Origin of the sequence: Chania multitudinisentens RB-25 (genome assembly GCF_000520015.2) — a bacterium.
GTDB classification, from domain to species: domain Bacteria; phylum Pseudomonadota; class Gammaproteobacteria; order Enterobacterales; family Enterobacteriaceae; genus Chania; species Chania multitudinisentens.
Window position 1 is genome coordinate 3,735,468 of the sequence record NZ_CP007044.2, and the last position, 19,659, is coordinate 3,755,126.

Genomic DNA, 19,659 nt, shown 5'->3' on the forward strand with positions numbered 1-19,659 from the left:
TTTACTGACATTTCTATTGTCGCCGCAAAACGTGGTTAATAATTGTGATTAGTGGCGCATTTTTGCGAGGTAAAACGTTTTATCTTATTTTTACCTAAACTGGGTACACAATATTGCATGCTTTTTCGCCAGGAGTCGTCGGTTATGCCAGCGTCTAAAAAACAAAAAATTACGCTTTGGGAGTTTTTCCAAAGCCTGGGCAAGACATTTATGCTGCCCGTCGCGCTACTTTCATTCTGCGGCATCATGCTGGGGATTGGCAGTTCCTTAAGCAGCCGTGATGTGATCACCCTGCTGCCGTTTATTGGTCATCCGATCTTCCAGCTGATTTTCACCTGGATGAGCAAAATCGGTTCGTTTGCTTTCAGCTTCCTGCCGGTAATGTTCGCCATTGCCATTCCGCTAGGTATGGCGCGCGAGAATAAAGGCGTCGCCGCATTCTCCGGTTTTGTTGGCTTTGCGGTGCTGAACTTGGCCACCAACTTCTACCTGACCACCACGGGTGTGCTGCCCAGCACCGATCCGTTGGTGCTGAAAGCCAATAACATCCAGAACATCCTGGGAATTCAGTCTATCGACACCGGTATCCTCGGGGCAGTAATCGTCGGTATCATCGTTTATCTGCTACATGAGCGTTACAACACCATCCGCCTGCCGGATGCGCTGGCGTTCTTCGGCGGCACCCGCTTTGTGCCTATCGTCACCACCGTAGTGCTGGGCCTGTGTGGCTTGGTGATCCCACTGATTTGGCCATGGTTCGCTGCCGGTATCAACGGCCTGGGCCGGATGATCAACGGGGCGGGTATCTTCGGGCCAATGATTTTCGGCTCCGGCGAGCGTCTGTTATTGCCGTTTGGTTTGCACCATATTCTGGTTGCGCTGATCCGTTTCACCGAAGCGGGCGGTACGATGGATGTCTGTGGCCGCGAAGTCAGCGGTGCGTTGACCATTTTCCAGGCTCAGCTTTCTTGCCCAACCACTCAAGGTTTTGCTGAAAGCGCTACCCGCTTCCTGTCGCAAGGGAAAATGCCTGCTTTCCTCGGGGGCCTGCCAGGGGCTGCCTTAGCGATGTATCACTGTGCCAAGCCAGAGAATCGGCACAAAATCAAAGGGCTGTTGATTTCCGGTGTGGTCGCCTGCGTGGTGGGTGGTACCACTGAACCGATCGAATTCCTGTTCCTGTTCGTTGCCCCTTTCCTGTACCTGATCCATGCCGTCCTCACCGGTCTGGGCTTTACCGTGATGGCTCTGCTGGGCGTCACTATCGGCAATACCGACGGTAACGTTATTGATTTCGTGGTGTTTGGTATTCTGCACGGTACTGCCACCAAGTGGTATCTGGTGCCGATCGTCGCTGCTATCTGGTTCGCAGCCTATTACGCCATCTTCCGTTTCTCTATTCAGCGCTTTAACATCAACACGCCGGGCCGTGAAACTGAAACCGCCGCGGCGCAAAGCGCACCGATCGGTGCCATTGGTAAATCCGGTTATAACGTTCCGGCGATCCTGGCTGCGTTAGGGGGTAAAGACAACATCGTCTCGCTGGATAACTGTATTACCCGCCTGCGTATGTCGGTCAACGATATGAGCAAAGTGGATGCCGCTGCGCTGAAAGCCAACCGAGCTATTGGTGTTGTTCATCTTAACGAACATAATCTACAAGTCGTGATTGGCCCGCAGGTACAATCGGTGAAAGATGAATTAGACTCATTGATAGCTACAACCGCATAATTTCCTCTCTGGGCGCAGCCTGCTGCGCCCTATAGCCTGGAGCTATACATGTTTGATTTTTCCACCCCGGTTGATCGCCACGGCACCTGGTGTACCCAATGGGATTACATTGCTGACCGGTTTGGTTCGGCGGATCTGTTGCCCTTCACTATCTCCGATATGGATTTTGCCACCGCTCCTTGTATCCTTGACGCTCTGCAACAGCGCTTGCAACACGGCGTGCTGGGTTACAGCCGCTGGCAGCACGAAGACTTTCTTGGTGCGATCCGGCATTGGTATCAGCAACGCTTTAATGCCCCTGTCGATACCGCTATGGCAGTCTATGGCCCCTCGGTGATTTACATGGTGGCACAGTTGATTCGCCTGTGGTCAGCCCCCGGCGAATTCGTGGTCACTCATACCCCTGCCTATGACGCCTTTTATAAAGTGATCCTTGGCAATCAGCGCCAACTGCTGCCATGCCCGTTGCACAAAGTGGATAACAATTGGCAGTGCGATATGGCACATCTGGAGGCATTGCTGGCTCGCCCACAGACCAAAATCCTGTTGCTGTGCAGCCCACAGAACCCAACGGGCAAAGTGTGGAGCCAGCAAGAGCTGGAGCAGATGGCCGAGCTGTGCGAACGCCACAATGTGAAGGTGATCAGCGACGAAATCCATATGGATATGACCTGGGGCACACAACGCCACACGCCATGGAGCCAGGTAGGGACTACGCCATGGGCGTTGCTGACCTCCGGCTCCAAGAGTTTCAACATTCCGGCCTTGACCGGTGCTTATGGTTTTATCAGCGATCATGGTACTCGCGAAAGCTACACGCAGGCGCTGAAAAGCCGCGACGGGCTTTCTTCCCCGGCGATACTGGCAGTTGCTGCTCACATTGCCGCCTATCGCCACGGTGAACCCTGGCTGGATGCCCTGCGCGATTATCTGCAAGATAACCTGGCCTACGTTGCCGAGCGGCTCAATCATGTTTTCCCGCAGTTAAACTGGCAACCCCCACAAGCCACTTACCTGGCTTGGATCGACTTGCGCCCGCTAGGCATTGACGATCAGCAGTTGCAACAGGTGCTGATTGACCGCGAGAAAGTCGCCATCATGCCTGGCTTTACCTATGGTGAGGAAGGCCGTGGTTTTCTGCGTTTGAACGTGGGTTGCCCACGCAGCAAGGTAGAAGCCGGGATGGATAAACTGATCGCCGGGCTGAAATTTGTGCTGGAAAAATAATAGATTATGAGCGAAAGGCAGGCTATGCACCTGCCTTTGATTTACTGTTTGAATTCAACGTTGTTCTACCATCCCCCTTCCTTTTTAGTGATATAAATCACTTTTTTATGCAACGTAATGGCTATTTTCATTACTTTGTTTTTATACTGATACGCACTTTACCGATAACAATATAACGAGTGCCTATCATGATTGATCCCCACCTGCCGCTCACCGATCTTCACCGCCATCTCGATGGCAACATTCGTGCGCAAACCATTCTTGAGCTAGGCCGCCAGTTCAATCTTGCTTTACCTGCCAATGAGCTGGAAGCACTGCGCCCGCATGTACAAATCACTCAGGCCGAACCTGATTTAATGAGTTTCCTGCAAAAATTGGATTGGGGGGTGGCTGCCCTGGGCGATCTGAATGCCTGCCGCCGTGTGGCGTATGAAAACGTGGAAGATGCGGCCAATGCTGGGCTGCACTACGCAGAGCTGCGATTTTCCCCCTACTACATGGCACTGAAACACGGTTTGCCGGTGGCTGGCGTGGTTGAGGCGGTGATCGATGGCATTCGCTCCGGCTGCCGCGATCATGCTATCGATGTGCGTTTAATCGGCATCCTGAGCCGCACTTTCGGCACAGATGCCTGCCAGCAAGAGCTGGATGGCCTGCTAGCTCACCGTGACGGTGTCACCGCACTGGATTTGGCGGGTGATGAACAGGGTTTTCCGGGTCATTTGTTTCTCAGCCACTTCAATCGCGCCCGCGATGCTGGTCTGCGGATCACCGTCCATGCGGGCGAAGCCGCTGGGCCGGAAAGCATCTGGCAAGCCATTCGTGAGTTGGGTGCGGAACGTATCGGCCACGGTGTTAAAGCGGTACTAGATCCAGCCTTGATGGACTTTTTGGCAGAACACCAGATTGGTATTGAATCCTGTTTGACCTCAAATATCCAAACCAGTACGGTACCTTCCCTCGCTCAACATCCTTTGGCAACCTTCCTGCGCCATGGCGTATTGGCCTCTATCAACACTGACGATCCGGCAGTTCAGGGCATTGAGATTGAGCATGAATACCGCGTAGCGGCTCCACTAGCCGGGCTGACGCCGCAGGAAATCCGCACCGCGCAAGAAAACGGCCTGAAAATGGCGTTCCTCAGTGAAACGGAAAAACAGGCATTGCGTAAAAAGGTTCAAGGTTGAAGCTAGACGATGGCTGGAGGTGGTTTCCCCAGCTCCTTCTGGCTAATCGATCAATGCCAATGTGCCATTGCGTTGCCAGCATTGTTCCAGATGCGCCATTAATGCTCCGATGCGCAAATTGCCGCGGCGTTCAGGCAGATAAACCGCGTGCAGGGGCATGACCGGTAAATGATAATCAGGCAGCAAGATTTGTACCTGCCCCTCAGCAAGTTCCGCTTTAAACAACCACGGCTGAGCAAAACTGATCCCCAAGTGCCCAAGCACCGCCGCCCGCAAGCCTTCTGAGCTGTTGCAGCTCAGTTGCCCACTGATTGGCACAGTAAACACCTCATCGTGCAATTGCAATTGCCAATAACGTTGCCGCACTGTGGCATTCTGGTAAGTGATGCAGTGATGGGTGGTCAATTGTTCAGGCGTTTGCGGGCTACCGTGGCGCGCCAAGTATTCCTTCGACGCAAACAAACTGCTGGCAAGATTCCCCAGTTTACGTGCCACCAAACCTTCAGGCAGCGAATGGCCAAAGCGGAAAGCGATATCGATCCCAGACTGTAACAGGTCGGCAATATCATCGCTCATGAGTAATTCAATGTTTAATTTTGGATGTTTGGCTAAAAACTCCGCCAGATAAGGCAGAATTTCCAAACGGCCAAACGCCGATGATACTCCAACGCGCAACATTCCAGACAGTTGCCCTTCCGCGGCCCCGATCCGTAACTCTACGTCATCCAACGCTTGCAGAATGGCCCGGCATTCCTGGTAATACAGCAACCCCTCTGCCGTGGGTGCCACATGGCGCGTACTGCGGGTGAGCAATGGCGTACCGAGCCGCTGCTCCAACCCACGGATTTGTTTGCTGATGGTCGGCTGCGAAGCCCCTATTTCACGCGCCACGGCGGTAAAGCTCCCGCTTTCAATCACCCGTACCAATGTGCGCATCGCTGAAAGTTGATCCATTTCACCCCATTAATGCTTTTTAGGCATTAATATTATGCTTTTCTATCACCTTATCATGATATTAATTCTGATTAATACTTATCACCTGACTTATTTATAGGAATTTAAGCATGAATCAATTTGATGGTAAGGTGGCAGTCATCACCGGCGGGAACAGTGGCATTGGCTTGGCAACCGCACGACTCTTGCGGCAACAGGGGGCTCAGGTAGCCATCGCCGGGCGCAATCAGGCTACTTTGGACCAAGCCGCCAGTGAATTGGGGGTTATGGCAGTACAAACTGATGTCAGCCAACCACAGGCACTGAAAGATTTCTTTGCGGCAGTGGCTGCGCGTTTCGGTCAGTTCGACTTACTCTTTGCCAATGCAGGCGTCTTTCAAAGCAAAACTTTGACTGAAGTTGACGAGGACTTCTTTGACTGGCAATTCAATATCAACGTCAAGGGTGCCTATTTTTCCGTACAACACAGCCTGCCCCATTTACGCGAAGGCGCGTCGGTGGTGCTGACCAGTTCAATCATGCAGGAAGCCGGTTGGCCGGGATGCAGCGTCTATGCAGCCACTAAAGCAGCGGTTCGCTCGCTGGCCCGCAGCTTTGCCGCAGAACTGGCTCCACGTAATATCCGAGTCAACGTGGTTGCTCCTGGCGTGACACAAACGCCCATCCTTGATTGGCCAGAGATGCCGGAACAGGAACGCAACGCCGTGCAGGATACCATACGAGCCCGTATCCCTATGGGCCGTTTTGCCACCCCAGAAGAGATTGCCCAAGCGGTTCTCTATCTCGCGGGTTCTGCCACCTACATGACCGGCGGAGAGATCTTGTTAGACGGCGGTATGATCACCTTGTAGCCACGCGCCTGGTCGTGCACCGGTACGGCCAATCCTTGTTGTTACAGCATCTGTAACAGCCACTCTCTTATTTGCTGTATAACCTGGTTCCAATCGCCTTCATGCGTCTGCCGAAAAACAGTCACATTTTTAACCCACGGACTTGTGGTGCCCTCAACGCCCCAACGCCAATCGCCTGAAGTGTGAACCGGTACACAGGTCAGCACCCCCATCATTACCGCCAGGTTAGCAACGCCGGAGTCAACGGCAATCACGGCGTCCAATTGAGCAATACAGGCCGCCGTATCACTAAAATCCCGAATACCAGGTAGATAGACGCTAACATTACTACCCGGCGTACCCGCTAGTGCACTGGCAGCAGGATGATGCAAATTCACGAAATGCACACCATCGGCCACGGCCGGATACTGTACGATCTCATTGACTGAATCGAGCGGTAGGCTACGGCGCTGAGCCCAGCACCGCACAACCGCCCCCATTGCAGGCCAGTGTCGCTGCGCACAATCCCAAAATAAGCCAACCAGTTTTTTCCCTGGTTGCCGTGCACGTAGTTGTTGCCCCCATTCCGTTGCAATCTGATGCTTTTGAGACGGAGCCTGGAGATAAGGCTGGAACCCTTGTTCAGAAGCTTCTGGCTGCCCGGCTTTCAATAACGGCAGGTGCAGTAACGTTGCATGAATATGCGGTGCAAACCTGTTGACCTCCACCAGGAGCGAACCGGGCAAAGGAGAGTGCAACTGCGTGGGATTAGGCGCGCTGATGACTTCGCAATTTGGTAGTGACGCCTGCATGAGAGCCTGACTCTGCGGGTGACAGGTAAGCATAATTTTTGCCCCCGCAGCTAACCAATCAGTTACACAGGCAGCTAATAGAAAATTATCTCCGAATCCTAACTCATGAGTGATCAAAACTCGTTTACCACGCAATTCTGATCCCCTTTCCCATATAGGGATGCCAAGCGGGCGATAGCTGGAGGAAAACCGGGGAACATCATTACGCATTAACCAATACTTAAAGCCTTGAGGATCTCCAGTTTTAAGCATTGCCTCTCCCATCGCGAACCCAACAGATGCAGCGCGTTCCACCTCACTGGATACCGCCATCCGCCACGCTTCATTGAGCAACGAAATCGCGCGCGTAAGCTCACCAGCCATCATTAAGCTTACCCCCAACCGCAGCCGGTAAAGTACGGACCCATTTTGTTGTGATAGACACTGCGCCCAAATATCAGCAGCTTCTGCATACCGGCCCAGCAAGTAGAGAGCATCGGCTCGCCGGGCCATGAAAGCAAAGTCGTGTGGATTCAGCACCAACGCACGTTCGGCCCATGGGAGCATTTCCTCCTCCCGTTTGAGCGCCACCAGATATTTACAAATTTCGTGAAGAATAGCAGAATTATATGGCTCATTTTCATGCTGTTTCTCAGCAGCACACAGTCGGTTTTCTAAATCCTTACTCATCATATATACCTGAACACAGGATAGATTTTATCGCCCTGAATGGTTTTTAATAATCATCTTAAAAGCTCTAATCCATTTATTTAGTTGATTTATTTCCTTGGTGTAAAAACAGCATTAAAATAGAGGGTTTGACCTAAGTTATATACGGAAAGAACCATCAAAGATGATACAGTCATCGAATAATATTGTTCCTGATGAAAATACAATATCCAGGTGATGACTAGCACGTTCACCACCACCCAAACCAAGGTGTAATCCCGCATGACGCTCTTCAAAACTTGCATTTCGGCCATGCAGTTTAACATTTAGGTTAGTCCCAATTCCGAATTCTTCGATAATTTTATTCCCCTCACATCTCTCAAGATATAAATTAAAATCATCTTCAAGCTGTCGATTCAGGGAATGCACCGCAACCACACGGCTATGCTCAATTTCAACATGCAGTAATGGCTCAATAACACCATATTTAATAGCAAAAGGAACCGTACTCAGAAAGGTTCCGCCAAATGTAATCCTTCCCGTCAGGTCTAAAATCCTGGTTGCCACTTCGCCGGGCATTAAATCATAATGATTGCGGCCATCCAGGCTTTTCCAAGCCTGATCTTCGGCCAGCGTTCCGTGCAATGAACCACCTAAACCATCATAAAACACAACATGATGTGCCGATTTTGCAGCCTGGATAATCCGTTCGTTTCTTGCCGAGATATCATCGATATTTTCGGAGAATGCTTCTTTAAAGAATTCACCATATTCTCGAAGAAGCACTGATTTCTTCCAGTGTTCAGCCATCTTCTGCTTAAGTGGGGGAATAAATGATGGCCCATGCGGGCTAATGTCAGCGTGAACGGATGAATCGTACATAAAAATAAACATATCACTTGTATCAATGTATTTCTTGACTTTTTCGGGGGCTTCATCTTCGAGATCGACATAAATAAAAGCATATTCACGCTCCTTCGGGCAATAGCGAATAAGCGATTTGGCCGTGTCTTCTTGATTTTTGTCCGAGCCAATTAGAATATTGGCACCAGAATTACACCGTTGAGTCATCGCCGGATGCCCACTAACACAGGAAAAGAAATTTTTGACACTTTTATTCACAGACTGCTCCTGAAATATTTAGTTTGCTAATTTAAAAAATGACGGGCCATTTAACCCGCCATCGCATTAAACTATTCCATTATGCCCACAGAGCCGTTGCAAATGGGATCACTGCACTTTCCTGCATCATTTCAACCCAATCCTGATGCTGTTCTTCTTGCATCCATGCTTCGATAGATAACTCTTGAACATTCTCTTGATTTACATTTTCCATATTTATCTCCTTAAATAAATAATAAGACAGTCAATCAACCACTGTCATTTAATAACCTACCTCTTTATCATGAAAAGTAAAATATATTATTTATGCCTTGTTATCTTTTTGTTAAATGGCTCACAATTAAAAAAGCAAAAAACAATTAATTAAATAATCATATGAAATCCATTTAATTAACTCAGAGCAATGAAAATAAATTACAATTGAAATTTATTAAGCAGAAAAGTATTAACAAGGAAATTAATATAAATAGAAAATTATCAGTGGCTAACTCTATAGGTGACATCCAAAATAACTCATCTAATTACATATGTAATTAATAGTGGATTAAATATAGCATTAGAATATGTTCAGTCTCTCAGAAATAACCTCAGCCCCTCTAAGTTAGCAATGAATATTGCTAACTTAACAAAAAATCCGTTAGCTCAGTCCAACATCCGAGCTGGTGATTGATAAGGCAACACCACGCGGTGGCTTTGTTCAATCAGTGCAATAATCTCGGCACGCGGGCCTTCAAGCCAAGCGTTTCATTTAACCACCGCGGCAACAGCCTGTTCTTTTGCTATTTTGCGTGCATAGCGTTGTGCCAACACCGCACACACCATCAATTGCACCTGGTGGAAAATCATCAGCGGTAACACCATGGCGCCAACAGCGGCAACCGGAAACAGCACGTTAGCCATAGGAATACCGCTCGCCAGGCTCTTTTTCGAACCGCAAAATACGATAGTGATCTCATCGGCAGTATTGAAACCCAACCCGCGCGCAACATAGGTGTTGACAACCAATACCACCGCCAGCAATACCAGCGACATCACCAGGATTGTCAGCAGCGACCAACCATCAATGGTGTGCCAGATGCCTTCGGCCACCGCCGCGCTGAAGGCGGTATACACCACCAGCAATATAGATGACCGGTCAGTAATATTAATCAGTTTGCGATGGCGCTCCACCCATTTGCCAATCAATGGCCGGGCCAGGTGCCCAACAATAAACGGCACCATCAATTGCAGAATGATCGCCCCGATAGCGTGCAACACATCGGTTTCACCGCCCTGGGTGTGCATCAGCGCCCCTACCAGCAACGGTGATAAAAATACGCCAAGAATGCTGGAAGCCGAAGCGCTGCAAATTGCCGCAGCCACATTGCCGCCCGCAGCAGACGTGAAAGCAATGGCTGATTGCACCGTCGCCGGTAACGCACATAAATAGAGAAAGCCCAGATAAACCGTTGGCGTCATCACGCTAGGCACCAGCAGATTCATCGTCAGCCCCAGCAGCGGGAACAACGCAAAGGTACTGAGGAATACCAGCAGATGTAGTTTCCAATGGCCCATGCCGGCAATAATCGCCTGGCGTGAAAGTTTGGCTCCATGCATAAAAAACAGCAGCGCAATTGCCGCAGTGGTCAGATGCCCAAAAAAGGTTTTCCATATCCCTTCACAGGGGAAAATCGAAGCGACAAGCACTACCAACATCAATACCAGTAAAAACGTATCAATACGCAAACGTTGCAACCAAGACATTTAAGCAAGATCCCTTGAACACATTATCTATTGAGGGCGCAGCACGCTGCGCCAATAAGCCGTTAAACCACCGGCAACGCTTTTTGCTGTTTGGCGGATTCGATGCCCAATTCGATCATTTCCATCACAGTGATCGCCTCACTGGCGGGTACTGGATTGAGGCCGTTACCATGGATTGCATCCCGGATCGCGGCGTAATAGGCCGGATAATTACCCGGAATGGTCAGTAATGGTTGTGCATCCAACACCCCGTTACGTGACAACGTCACCACTCCGTCTCGCATATCGTAGCCCCAATCTTCCTGCGGCAGGCGTGCCCCGGCTTTCAGGCGATCTTCCTGTGGGTCCAAACCAAACTTGATAAAGCTACCTTGAGTACCATGCACGATATAACGTGCGCTTTCTGCGGGTGCCAACACCGTGCCATGTAACACAACCCGGCGTTTGCCATAATTAAGTAATGCATGGAAGTAATCTACCGACTGCGAACCTGGGCGCAGTTCACCGAGATCGACAAACAACGTTTCCGGCTTGCCAAACAGCTGCAATGCCTGATCGAGCAGATGTGGCCCCAAGTCATACCAGATGCCGCTACCGATACCGCCCTGTTCACGCCAGCGCTGGCGTATTTCCGGGCGAAAACGATCAAAGTGAGATTCGAAATATACCACCTCACCCAACGAACCTTCTTTTAGCAACGCTTTCAACGTCAGAAAATCACTGTCCCAGCGGCGGTTATGAAAGACTGACAATAGTTTACCGCTCTGTTCCGCCTGCTGTTGCAGTTGTTGTGCCTGTGACAACGTCACGGTAAAAGGTTTATCGACCACCACATGCTTGCCAGCGGCCATTGCCTGCTGGGCCAATGGGAAGTGAGTATCGTTGGGGGTTGGAATGACAATCAGATCAAGAGAGGGATCGTTGAACAGCGCCTGCGGATCGCCCACCACCGTCATCAACGGCCAATCGGCCTGCACTTTATTAGCATCACTGCTGGATACAGCGGCTAATTCCAGGCCAGGCGTCCCGGCGATCAGCGGTGCGTGAAATGTTTTACTGGCATAGCCGTAACCGACCAGCCCAACGCGGATTTTTTCAGCCATAGTGCTTTTTCTCCTACTCACACATTGATTAGGTCGATTTGACACCATGCCGCGAGCAGTCACAAGCAGTAAATTTGCGGTTAACCCATTGTCATAGCAACTGCCCGCTCGCGAAAGTCGTTCACTGGGTAATTAATTTCCAGGCTACGGCGGCGAAAATCGCTTGGGCTGACCCCCACGCGCTTGCGGAATACCCGCGAGAAATAGAGCTGATCGTCATACCCTACTACACGGCCAATGGTGGCAATCGACTCCTGCGTGGTTTGCAGTAGCAGTTTGGCGCGGATCACCCGCTGATCTTCACGCCAGCGCAGAATATTGATGCCCATTTGCTCGCGGAAAAGGTGTGCAAGGCGCGAGGGTGACAGGCAAACGTGGCGCGCCACTTCATCAATACGCAGCTCACCGGCCAAATTACCGGTAATAAACTGGCAAGCTTCAATCACCCTTGGGTCCATAATTTTTTGCGGGCTGAGGGGATCTTCTTCCATCGCCCGCAACAACAGCCGTTCAAGCAGGTTCATGCCCAATTCTTCGGCAAAACGGCGGCCAGAACGCTGAGTCTGCTCAATATTGGCGAATAATCGGTCAAACTCCAGCAACAGATTATTGTTAGGCAAGGTCAGGCGGCCAACTTTATGCGTTTTGCTGTGCCACTCTAGCCAGTCGGCCCAGTAAGCGCGTGGGCGAAAGTAAACCCAGCGGTGATACCAGCAGTCGCTGCTTGGTGAACGGCCATAGTAATGCGCCGCCTTGGGGGGAAACAGCAATAAATCGCCCGGATTACAGTAAAAAGTGTCTTCACCGTCAAAGACTTTCCCCTGACCTTTAATGGTCAGATTGAGGATATAGCCTTTCATTCCACCAGGGCGATCGATAAAGAAATCGAGTGGCCCATCCGCCATGATCGGCGTTAGCCCGGCAACCAGATAAGCGTTAAAGGTGTAACCCGGCAGTAGCGGGTTTGATTGCGGTTCCTGCACCATACGATGATACATCTGGCCTCCTGAGAATGTTTGCCTGTATCACCTCTCCCACATGGAGAGAGGTGTAAACCTGCCACCAGCCACTCCTGCATCGAACTACCGCGCCGTATCGGTTAACTCGTTAAATAAAATCATCACACGGTGTGCTTGGCTTTCTGTTTGTAACGGTCAAAAATCACCGCCGCCAATAGGATCACTCCGCGTACCACATATTGCGAGAACGGCGAGATATTCAGCAGGTTCATGGCATTTTCCACCGTTCCCAGAATCAACACCCCGGCAATCACGTAGGAAATCTTGCCGATCCCGCCTTTGAGCGAAACGCCCCCCAGCACACAGGCCGAAATCACGATCAGCTCATAGCCAATAGAGGTCATCGGCTGGCCGCTGGTCATCCGTGAAGCCAGAATAATACCCGCCGCCGCAGACACCAGCCCAGAAAGCACAAAGATGATAATTTTGGTGCGCACCACCGGCACCCCAGCCAAGCGAGCCGCTTCTTCATTGCCGCCAATCGCCAGGGTATTACGGCCAAAGGTGGTTTTGTTCAGCAAAAAACCAAACAAAATCAGGCAAACTACGGTGATCCAGATCGGTGCTGGCAGCCCCAGCCAGTTGGTATTGCCCAACATAAAGAAGCGCTCATCCTCAATGCCCACCGCTTTACCGTCGGAAATGATGTAGGCTAATCCACGGAAAATCTGCATGGTCGCCAGCGTGGTGATCAAGGCGTTGATTTTCAGCCGGGCGATCACCAAACCGTTAATCAGCCCAGAGAGCACACCCAGCAATAAGCCCGCCGTTACGCCGATCCACAGGCTTTCGGTCATATTGATCACCACGGCGGCGGTGACCCCCGCGCAGGCAATCACCGAAGCAACCGAGAGATCGAAATCACCGGAAGCCAGGCAGAACAACATGCCACAGGCCACCATGCCGGACATGGAGATCGCCAAACCCAGACCTTTCATATTGATAAAACTGCCAAAATTCGGCACAAACACCGCACAGGCAATAAACAGCACCGCAAAAACCACCAGCATGCCGTAGCTGTCCCAGATCCTTGCCAGCCCTTGGCCGCTGCGGTTTTTTACCGAATGAGTGGTTATCGTCGACATTTCTTGCTCCTTCACAATCAGGCCACCACCGCAGTGATATTAGAAGTGTTCAGCATCGCCAGGCTGAGGGCGTGCTCCTCGGTAGCACCAGCATGGTTTAACTCACCGGAAATCGCCCCTTCACGCATCACGATGATGCGATCCGCCAGCCCCAGCACTTCAGGTAAATCGCTGGAGGCGAATAACACCGCAATCCCCTGTTGCGCCAATTGGTAGATCACCTGATAGATCTCATGTTTTGCCCCAACGTCAATGCCACGCGTCGGTTCATCCAGCAGGATCACTTTCATGTCTTCCGACAACCAGCGGCCAAGGATCGCCTTCTGCTGATTGCCGCCGGAAAGATTCATAATCAGCTGTTCAGCGCTCGGCGTTTTGATATTGAGCGTGCGGATATGGTGATCGGCATTGCGGGTTTCCCAGGCGCTATCAATCAGGCAACCGGCCTTGATGCTTTTACGGCGTGCGCTGATGTTGATATTGTCACGCACTGAGTGCACCGGAATGATGCCGTCAACCTTGCGATCCTCCGGGCACAGCATGATCCCGGCCCGAATGGCATCGATTGGGGAGCGGATATTCAGTTGCTGCCCATCCAGCATCAAGCGACCACCGCTGCTCGGCGTTGCACCAAAAATCCCTTTCATCAGTTCGCTGCGCCCGGCTCCCACCAGGCCAAACAGACCGACAATTTCCCCGGCCCGCACGCTGAGGTTGATCGGGGTTTTCACCCCCAGCGCTTGGAAACCATCAAGCTGCAACCGCCGCGTGCCCATTTCGCGTGGCTGATAGCCGTAAACGTCGCCGAGATCGCGCCCTACCATCGCCTGCACCAGCAATGCGTTATTCACCTGCGACATCTCATCAAACGTGCGCACGTAGCGGCCATCTTTGAACACGGTGATCGCGTCGCTGAGGGCAAAAATCTCCTCCATGCGATGCGAGACATACAGGATCACCCGCCCTTCGGCGCGCAGTTCACGGATCACCCGGAACAGTTGTTCAATCTCACGCGCAGACAGCGAGCTGGTGGGTTCATCAAAGGCGATCACTTTGGCATTACGCGCCAGCGCCTTGGCGATTTCCACCATCTGCCACTGCCCGATCGACAGATACTTCAACGGCGTATCCGGGTCGATATCCAAGCCGAGATGCTCCAATTGCAACCGCGCTTCATAATGCAGCAGTTTACGATCCACCAGCCCGAGTCTGGTCGGCAATTGGCCAAGATAGATGTTTTCGGCCACGGTCATTTCCGGCACCAGATGCAATTCCTGATAAATAATCGCCACACCGGCGTTCAATGCCTCGGTAGTATTGGCAAACTGTACTGGCTGACCGTTGAGAATGATCTCACCCTGGCTCGGTGCGTAATTGCCGCTGAGGATCTTCAGCAGCGTGGATTTACCCGCACCGTTTTCCCCCATCAATGCATGAACCTGCCCGGCCTGGCAGCTAAAGCTGATATCATCCAGTGCCTGGACGCCGGGGAAGCTTTTACCGATGCCTTTGAAAACCAGATAGGGCGTTACGGCGGTCATAGTGCTTTCCTCATGGTGTTGACGCTAAGCCGCCTGCACAATGCAGGCGACGCAAACCACTACATCAGCCCTTTTTTCTGCAATTCAGTTTTAAAGTTGTCGCGGGTAATCAGCACCACGTCGGTAACTTCGGTGAATTTCTGTGGTTCTACACCTTTTTCTACCCAGTCATGCAGCATCTGGATGCTCTTGTAACCGTGGATATCCGGGCTTGGCAGCAACGAACCATAAAAACCGGTTGCCTGTGCTTTCGAGAGTTCGCTGACCGCATCAACGCCGTTGATGCCGATGCCGATCACATTTGGTGCTTTAAAACCCTGGCCTTCGGTGGCTCGCACGCCGCCCAGGACGGTATTGTCGTTCATGCCGACGATCAGCCAGTTTTTCACTTCAGGGTGCTGTACCAGCATTGAGTTGGCGGCATCGAAGGCACCTGGGATATCGTTGGATTTGGTGGGCACTTTATAGATTTGCTTCTCAGGGAAACCCGCCGCTTGTAGCGCAGCCATGGAGCCACCGGTGCGGCGGCGGGCGGTATCCAGCTCATCGGCAGTAATCGCCATCACGCCGGTATCGGCCACTTTCCAGCCACGTTTGTGCATCTCATTCCACAATTCCTGCCCCTGACGCTCGCCGATTTTGGTTGCCGCCATCATCACCAGCGGCACGCTGTCCATCGGTGCACCTTTAGCGGTAACAAACTGATCGTCAACGGCAATCACTTTCAGATCGTAACTGCGGGCCTTGGCAACGATCGCCGAGCCAAGTTTCGGGTCTGGCGTACAAATCACAAACCCTTTCGCCCCGCTGGCCGCCAGGCTGTCGATGGCATTCAGGGTTTTTTCTCCATCCGGTACGGCGATTTTGATCACCTCAAACCCCAGATCTTTGCCGGCCTTATCGGCGAATTTCCATTCGGTCTGGAACCAGGGTTCCTCTGGCTGTTTGACTAAAAAACCCAGCTTCATGCTTTCGGCAACAGCCGAATGTGACATAACGGCCGTCAAACCGATGACCACCAGTGCCTTAGTGAATTTATACATGATGCTCTCCGCTGTTTTGTTTTCTACAACGCTGAAAACGGCTGGCTGTGAAAACGTTATCATTAGGGGGGTATAACGGCGTACCGCTTATTCTGCGATATTTCCCGCTATCAACAGTAAGACGGGATCTGTTTTAGCGGGTATTTGTTACTGAAATGTAGAGCGCTATCACATCCAGGAATTACAGCAGATATCTCCATATATTTAGCAACTTCGGCCAAGCAGCGACTTTTGACTGCCATCACAAAATCACTGTGAGAAGCAGAAAAGTGCATACTTCCAGCTAACCGCTCCTCACCAGCCAGCGCTCAGCTCTCCTATCGTTAACCTCTTCTAACAACTGAGGAGTCAGCATCATGACGGCAGGCGCTATCACCCTGGGGCTGGACTTTGGCAGCGATTCAGTACGGGTATTGGCCGTTGAGTGCCAGAACGGCCAAGAACTGGATACCGAAGTGGTCTATTATCCTCGCTGGCAACGTGGTGAATTTTGCCTCGCGGCGGCAAACCAGTTCCGCCACCATCCGCTTGATTATATTGAGGCGATGGAACAGGCGATCGTCGCCGTGGTACAGCGCATGAGCCCGGCACAGCGGCAATCGGTGATCGGCATTGGTGTAGACTCCACCGGCTCCACGCCCGCCCCAATCGATGAAAACGGCGCGGTGCTGGCGCTGCGCCCGGAATTCGCTAACAATCCCAACGCCATGTTTGTGCTCTGGAAAGATCACACCGCCATTGAAGAAGCCGACGCCATTAACCAACTGTGCCGCAGCGGCGATTTTCCTGACTATTCGCGCTATATCGGCGGCGTTTACTCTTCGGAGTGGTTCTGGGCCAAGATCCTGCATGTCTCACGCCAGGATGCCGCCGTCCGCCAAGCCGCTGCATCTTGGGTGGAATTATGCGATTGGGTGCCAGCACTGCTCTCCGGCACCACGGCACCACAGCAACTGAAACGTGGCCGTTGCAGCGTGGGGCACAAAACCCTGTGGCACCCGGATTGGGGCGGTTTGCCGCCAAAAGCCTTCTTCGCCGCCCTCGATCCATTGCTGGTTAACGATTTACCCTATCCGTTGTTTAGCGATTCCTATACTGCCGATCTGCCCGTCGGCACGCTGACCAAAGAGTGGTCTCAGCGGCTGGGCCTGCCAGAAAGTGTAGTGCTTTCCGGTGGGGCTTTTGACTGCCATATGGGCGCGGTTGGTGCCGGAGCCCAACCTTACACACTGGTGAAAGTGATTGGCACTTCCACCTGCGACATCCTGATCGCCGATCGCCAACGGGTAGGTCAGCGTGCCATCGCGGGTATCTGCGGCCAAGTGGATGGCAGCGTGGTGCCGCAAACCATTGGCATGGAAGCCGGGCAATCCGCCTTTGGCGATATGTATGCCTGGTTCAGCAACCTGCTCAGTTGGCCCTTGCAGCAAGCCTCCAAGGAGCAGCCGCAGCTACAAGCCCAACTGCAACAGATTGAAAGTAGCCTGTTGGCGGCGTTGACCGAAGCCTGGGCGAATCACCCCTCTCTCGATCATCTGCCGGTGGTGCTGGACTGGTTTAACGGCCGCCGCACCCCCTATGCCAATCAGCGTCTTAAAGGTGTGATCGTCGATCTGAACCTCGGCACCGATGCGCCAACCCTGTTTGGTGGCTTTATCGCTGCCACGGCGTTTGGGGCTCGCGCCATTATGGAATGCTTTGAACAGCAGGATATACCCGTCGATAACGTGCTGGCATTAGGCGGTATTGCCCGCAAATCACCGGTGATCATGCAGGTTTGTGCCGACGTGATGAACCGCCCGTTGCAGATCGTCGCTTCCGATCAGTGCTGCGCGCTGGGCGCGGCGATCTTCGCTGCCGTCGCTGCCGGGCATTTCAACCATGTGCCACAGGCCCAGCAACATATGGCCTGCGACATCGAGCGCACATTGCAACCTGATCCACAGCGCGCAGCACGTTATCAGCAACTGTATGAGCGTTATCTGCAGTGGTGCCAAACCGCTGAGCCGCGCTATGCCGCACAGCATTAATATATTCACTCTTATTATTCAGGAGCCTCTGATGGATGTTTTTAAACAATATGAAGTCTGGTTCGTGATCGGCAGCCAGCATCTGTATGGCCCAAAAACCTTGCAACAGGTGAAAGAAAATGCCGAACAGGTGGTTAACAGCCTGAATCGTGAAGCGGGTCTACCGGTGAAACTGGTGTTGAAGCCCCTGGCCACCACCCCGGATGAAATCACCAGCGTCTGCCGCGATGCCAACTATCACCAGGATTGCATCGGTATCCTCACCTGGCTGCACACCTTCTCACCGGCCAAAATGTGGATTGCCGGGTTGTCGATCCTGCATAAGCCGCTATTGCAGTTCCATACCCAGTTCAACGCTGAAATTCCCTGGAACAGCATGGATATGGATTTTATGAACCTGAACCAGACCGCCCACGGCGGCCGTGAGTTCGGGTTTATTGGCGCCCGTATGCGCCAGCAGCACAGCGTGATCGCGGGCCATTGGCAGGATCACACCACGCATCAGCGGATCGCCCAGTGGATGCGCGTTGCCGCAGCCAAGCAGGAAAGCCAGCAGCTGAAAGTGGCACGCTTCGGCGACAATATGCGTGAAGTGGCGGTGACCGACGGTGATAAAGTGGCCGCGCAGATCCAGTTCGGTTACTCGGTTAATGCCTATGGCATTGGTGATTTGGTCAGCGTGATCAACGAAGTGAGCAAGGGCGAAGTCGATACGCTGATCGAAGAGTATGAAACCCGCTATGAACTGACCGAGGTAGTAAAAAGCAATGGGGCAAAACGCGAAAACCTGCTTGACGCTGCCCGTATCGAACTGGGTATGAAACGTTTTCTGGAACAGGGCAAGTTCCACGCGTTTACCACCAACTTTGAAGATTTACACGGCATGAAACAGTTGCCGGGGCTGGCCGTACAGCGTCTAATGCAGCAAGGTTACGGCTTTGGCGGCGAAGGTGATTGGAAAACCGCCGCCTTGTTACGCATTCTGAAAGTGATGAGCTGCGGGCTAAACGGCGGTACATCCTTTATGGAGGATTACACCTACCACTTCCAGCCGGGTAACGATCTGGTGGTAGGTTCACATATGCTGGAAGTTTGCCCGTCAATCGCCAAAGAGCAAAAGCCGCTGCTGGATATTCAGCATCTGGGCATCGGCGGCAAAGCTGCTCCGGCACGCTTGATTTTCTCCACGCCAGCGGGCCCGGCGGTGAATGCCAGCCTGATCGACATGGGCGATCGCTTCCGCCTGTTAGTGAACCAGGTCGACACCATTGAGCAACCCCAGCCGTTACCGAAGCTACCGGTGGCCCGTGCCATCTGGCAGGCGCAGCCAACGCTGGCAACGGCAGCAGAAGCGTGGATCTTGGCCGGTGGCGCACATCATACGGTGTTCTCGCAGGCGCTCAATGCCGATTATCTGCGCCTGTATGCCGAGATGCATAACATCGAATTTCTGCTGATTGATAATGCCACCACCCTGCCCGCCTTTAAAAACGAAATCCGCTGGAATGAAGCCTATTATCAACTGAATCGCCACTAGCCCCATCACAAAACTGCAACCGGTTTCAGAAACCGGTTGCAAACACA

The 19,659-nt window shown here is 52.2% G+C and carries 16 protein-coding genes; 6 read left to right on the forward strand and 10 right to left on the reverse strand.

Features of this window, described 5'->3' with window-relative positions; all coding sequences use genetic code 11:
- The first annotated feature begins 144 nt into the window (after nt 1-144).
- The 3 genes from malX to add all read left to right on the forward strand — a co-directional run bounded on the left by malX (nt 145) and on the right by add (nt 4,145).
- A complete protein-coding gene (malX, locus tag Z042_RS16295) occupies nt 145-1,731 on the forward strand; it encodes a maltose/glucose-specific PTS transporter subunit IIBC (protein WP_037406782.1) in 1,587 nt (528 codons plus the stop codon).
- Between the two features lie 48 nt (nt 1,732-1,779).
- A complete protein-coding gene (locus Z042_RS16300; protein ID WP_024913141.1) occupies nt 1,780-2,958 on the forward strand; it encodes a MalY/PatB family protein in 1,179 nt (392 codons plus the stop codon).
- A 188-nt stretch (nt 2,959-3,146) separates the two neighbouring features.
- Nucleotides 3,147-4,145, forward strand: coding sequence for an adenosine deaminase (add, locus tag Z042_RS16305; protein ID WP_024913107.1), 999 nt, complete (start codon nt 3,147-3,149; stop codon nt 4,143-4,145).
- Nucleotides 4,146-4,187: 42 nt separating this feature from the next.
- Here the strand turns inward: add and Z042_RS16310 are convergent, their stop codons facing one another.
- Nucleotides 4,188-5,099 (reverse strand): LysR family transcriptional regulator, encoded by a 912-nt coding sequence (locus Z042_RS16310; RefSeq protein ID WP_024913106.1) that lies wholly within the window; start codon nt 5,097-5,099, stop codon nt 4,188-4,190.
- A 110-nt stretch (nt 5,100-5,209) separates the two neighbouring features.
- Between Z042_RS16310 and Z042_RS16315 the strand changes: the two genes are divergently transcribed.
- Nucleotides 5,210-5,950, forward strand: coding sequence for a glucose 1-dehydrogenase (locus Z042_RS16315; protein ID WP_024913105.1), 741 nt, complete (start codon nt 5,210-5,212; stop codon nt 5,948-5,950).
- A 41-nt stretch (nt 5,951-5,991) separates the two neighbouring features.
- On the opposite strand, the gene Z042_RS16320 is transcribed toward Z042_RS16315, so the two are convergent.
- From Z042_RS16320 to Z042_RS16355, 9 genes are all read right to left on the reverse strand, one after another.
- Nucleotides 5,992-7,413, reverse strand: a complete 1,422-nt coding sequence (locus tag Z042_RS16320) for a tetratricopeptide repeat protein (protein ID WP_202901335.1) — start codon at nt 7,411-7,413, stop codon at nt 5,992-5,994.
- A 135-nt stretch (nt 7,414-7,548) separates the two neighbouring features.
- The gene (locus Z042_RS16325) at nt 7,549-8,511 is read right to left on the reverse strand and encodes a M29 family metallopeptidase (RefSeq protein ID WP_024913103.1); all 963 of its coding nucleotides are present in this window, start codon (nt 8,509-8,511) and stop codon (nt 7,549-7,551) included.
- A gap of 79 nt (nt 8,512-8,590) precedes the next feature.
- Nucleotides 8,591-8,725 carry a hypothetical protein gene (locus Z042_RS26735; RefSeq protein ID WP_257720493.1) on the reverse strand — a complete coding sequence of 45 codons (135 nt, stop codon included), beginning with the start codon at nt 8,723-8,725 and terminating at the stop codon, nt 8,591-8,593.
- 530 nt (nt 8,726-9,255) lie between these two features.
- A complete protein-coding gene (locus Z042_RS16330) occupies nt 9,256-10,254 on the reverse strand; it encodes a bile acid:sodium symporter family protein (RefSeq protein ID WP_024913102.1) in 999 nt (332 codons plus the stop codon).
- Nucleotides 10,255-10,316: 62 nt separating this feature from the next.
- Nucleotides 10,317-11,357, reverse strand: coding sequence for an oxidoreductase (locus tag Z042_RS16335; RefSeq protein WP_024913101.1), 1,041 nt, complete (start codon nt 11,355-11,357; stop codon nt 10,317-10,319).
- Nucleotides 11,358-11,437: 80 nt separating this feature from the next.
- On the reverse strand, nt 11,438-12,355 hold the full coding sequence (araC, locus tag Z042_RS16340; RefSeq protein WP_024913100.1) for an arabinose operon transcriptional regulator AraC: 918 nt from the start codon (nt 12,353-12,355) through the stop codon (nt 11,438-11,440).
- 122 nt (nt 12,356-12,477) lie between these two features.
- The gene (araH, locus tag Z042_RS16345; RefSeq protein WP_024913099.1) at nt 12,478-13,461 is read right to left on the reverse strand and encodes an L-arabinose ABC transporter permease AraH; all 984 of its coding nucleotides are present in this window, start codon (nt 13,459-13,461) and stop codon (nt 12,478-12,480) included.
- 17 nt (nt 13,462-13,478) lie between these two features.
- Nucleotides 13,479-15,002, reverse strand: a complete 1,524-nt coding sequence (gene araG, locus Z042_RS16350; RefSeq protein ID WP_024913098.1) for an L-arabinose ABC transporter ATP-binding protein AraG — start codon at nt 15,000-15,002, stop codon at nt 13,479-13,481.
- A 59-nt stretch (nt 15,003-15,061) separates the two neighbouring features.
- Complete coding sequence (locus tag Z042_RS16355) at nt 15,062-16,045, reverse strand: arabinose ABC transporter substrate-binding protein (RefSeq protein WP_024913097.1); 984 nt, start codon at nt 16,043-16,045, stop codon at nt 15,062-15,064.
- Nucleotides 16,046-16,401: 356 nt separating this feature from the next.
- On the opposite strand from Z042_RS16355, the gene Z042_RS16360 reads away from it, so the two are divergent.
- Nucleotides 16,402-18,075, forward strand: coding sequence for a ribulokinase (locus Z042_RS16360; RefSeq protein WP_024913096.1), 1,674 nt, complete (start codon nt 16,402-16,404; stop codon nt 18,073-18,075).
- 31 nt (nt 18,076-18,106) lie between these two features.
- Nucleotides 18,107-19,612: an L-arabinose isomerase gene (gene araA / locus Z042_RS16365; RefSeq protein ID WP_024913095.1), complete on the forward strand. Its 1,506-nt coding sequence runs from the start codon at nt 18,107-18,109 to the stop codon at nt 19,610-19,612.
- Nucleotides 19,613-19,659 lie beyond the last annotated feature (47 nt).

Coding starts and splice junctions, on each gene's coding strand:
- malX (WP_037406782.1), top strand. CDS start 145: ATGCCAGCGTCTAAAAAACAAAAAATTACGCTTTGGGAGTTTTTCCAA.
- Z042_RS16300 (WP_024913141.1), top strand. CDS start 1,780: ATGTTTGATTTTTCCACCCCGGTTGATCGCCACGGCACCTGGTGTACC.
- add (WP_024913107.1), top strand. CDS start 3,147: ATGATTGATCCCCACCTGCCGCTCACCGATCTTCACCGCCATCTCGAT.
- Z042_RS16310 (WP_024913106.1), bottom strand. CDS start 5,099: ATGGATCAACTTTCAGCGATGCGCACATTGGTACGGGTGATTGAAAGC.
- Z042_RS16315 (WP_024913105.1), top strand. CDS start 5,210: ATGAATCAATTTGATGGTAAGGTGGCAGTCATCACCGGCGGGAACAGT.
- Z042_RS16320 (WP_202901335.1), bottom strand. CDS start 7,413: ATGATGAGTAAGGATTTAGAAAACCGACTGTGTGCTGCTGAGAAACAG.
- Z042_RS26735 (WP_257720493.1), bottom strand. CDS start 8,725: ATGGAAAATGTAAATCAAGAGAATGTTCAAGAGTTATCTATCGAAGCA.
- Z042_RS16330 (WP_024913102.1), bottom strand. CDS start 10,254: ATGTCTTGGTTGCAACGTTTGCGTATTGATACGTTTTTACTGGTATTG.
- Z042_RS16335 (WP_024913101.1), bottom strand. CDS start 11,357: ATGGCTGAAAAAATCCGCGTTGGGCTGGTCGGTTACGGCTATGCCAGT.
- araC (WP_024913100.1), bottom strand. CDS start 12,355: ATGTATCATCGTATGGTGCAGGAACCGCAATCAAACCCGCTACTGCCG.
- araH (WP_024913099.1), bottom strand. CDS start 13,461: ATGTCGACGATAACCACTCATTCGGTAAAAAACCGCAGCGGCCAAGGG.
- araG (WP_024913098.1), bottom strand. CDS start 15,002: ATGACCGCCGTAACGCCCTATCTGGTTTTCAAAGGCATCGGTAAAAGC.
- Z042_RS16355 (WP_024913097.1), bottom strand. CDS start 16,045: ATGTATAAATTCACTAAGGCACTGGTGGTCATCGGTTTGACGGCCGTT.
- Z042_RS16360 (WP_024913096.1), top strand. CDS start 16,402: ATGACGGCAGGCGCTATCACCCTGGGGCTGGACTTTGGCAGCGATTCA.
- araA (WP_024913095.1), top strand. CDS start 18,107: ATGGATGTTTTTAAACAATATGAAGTCTGGTTCGTGATCGGCAGCCAG.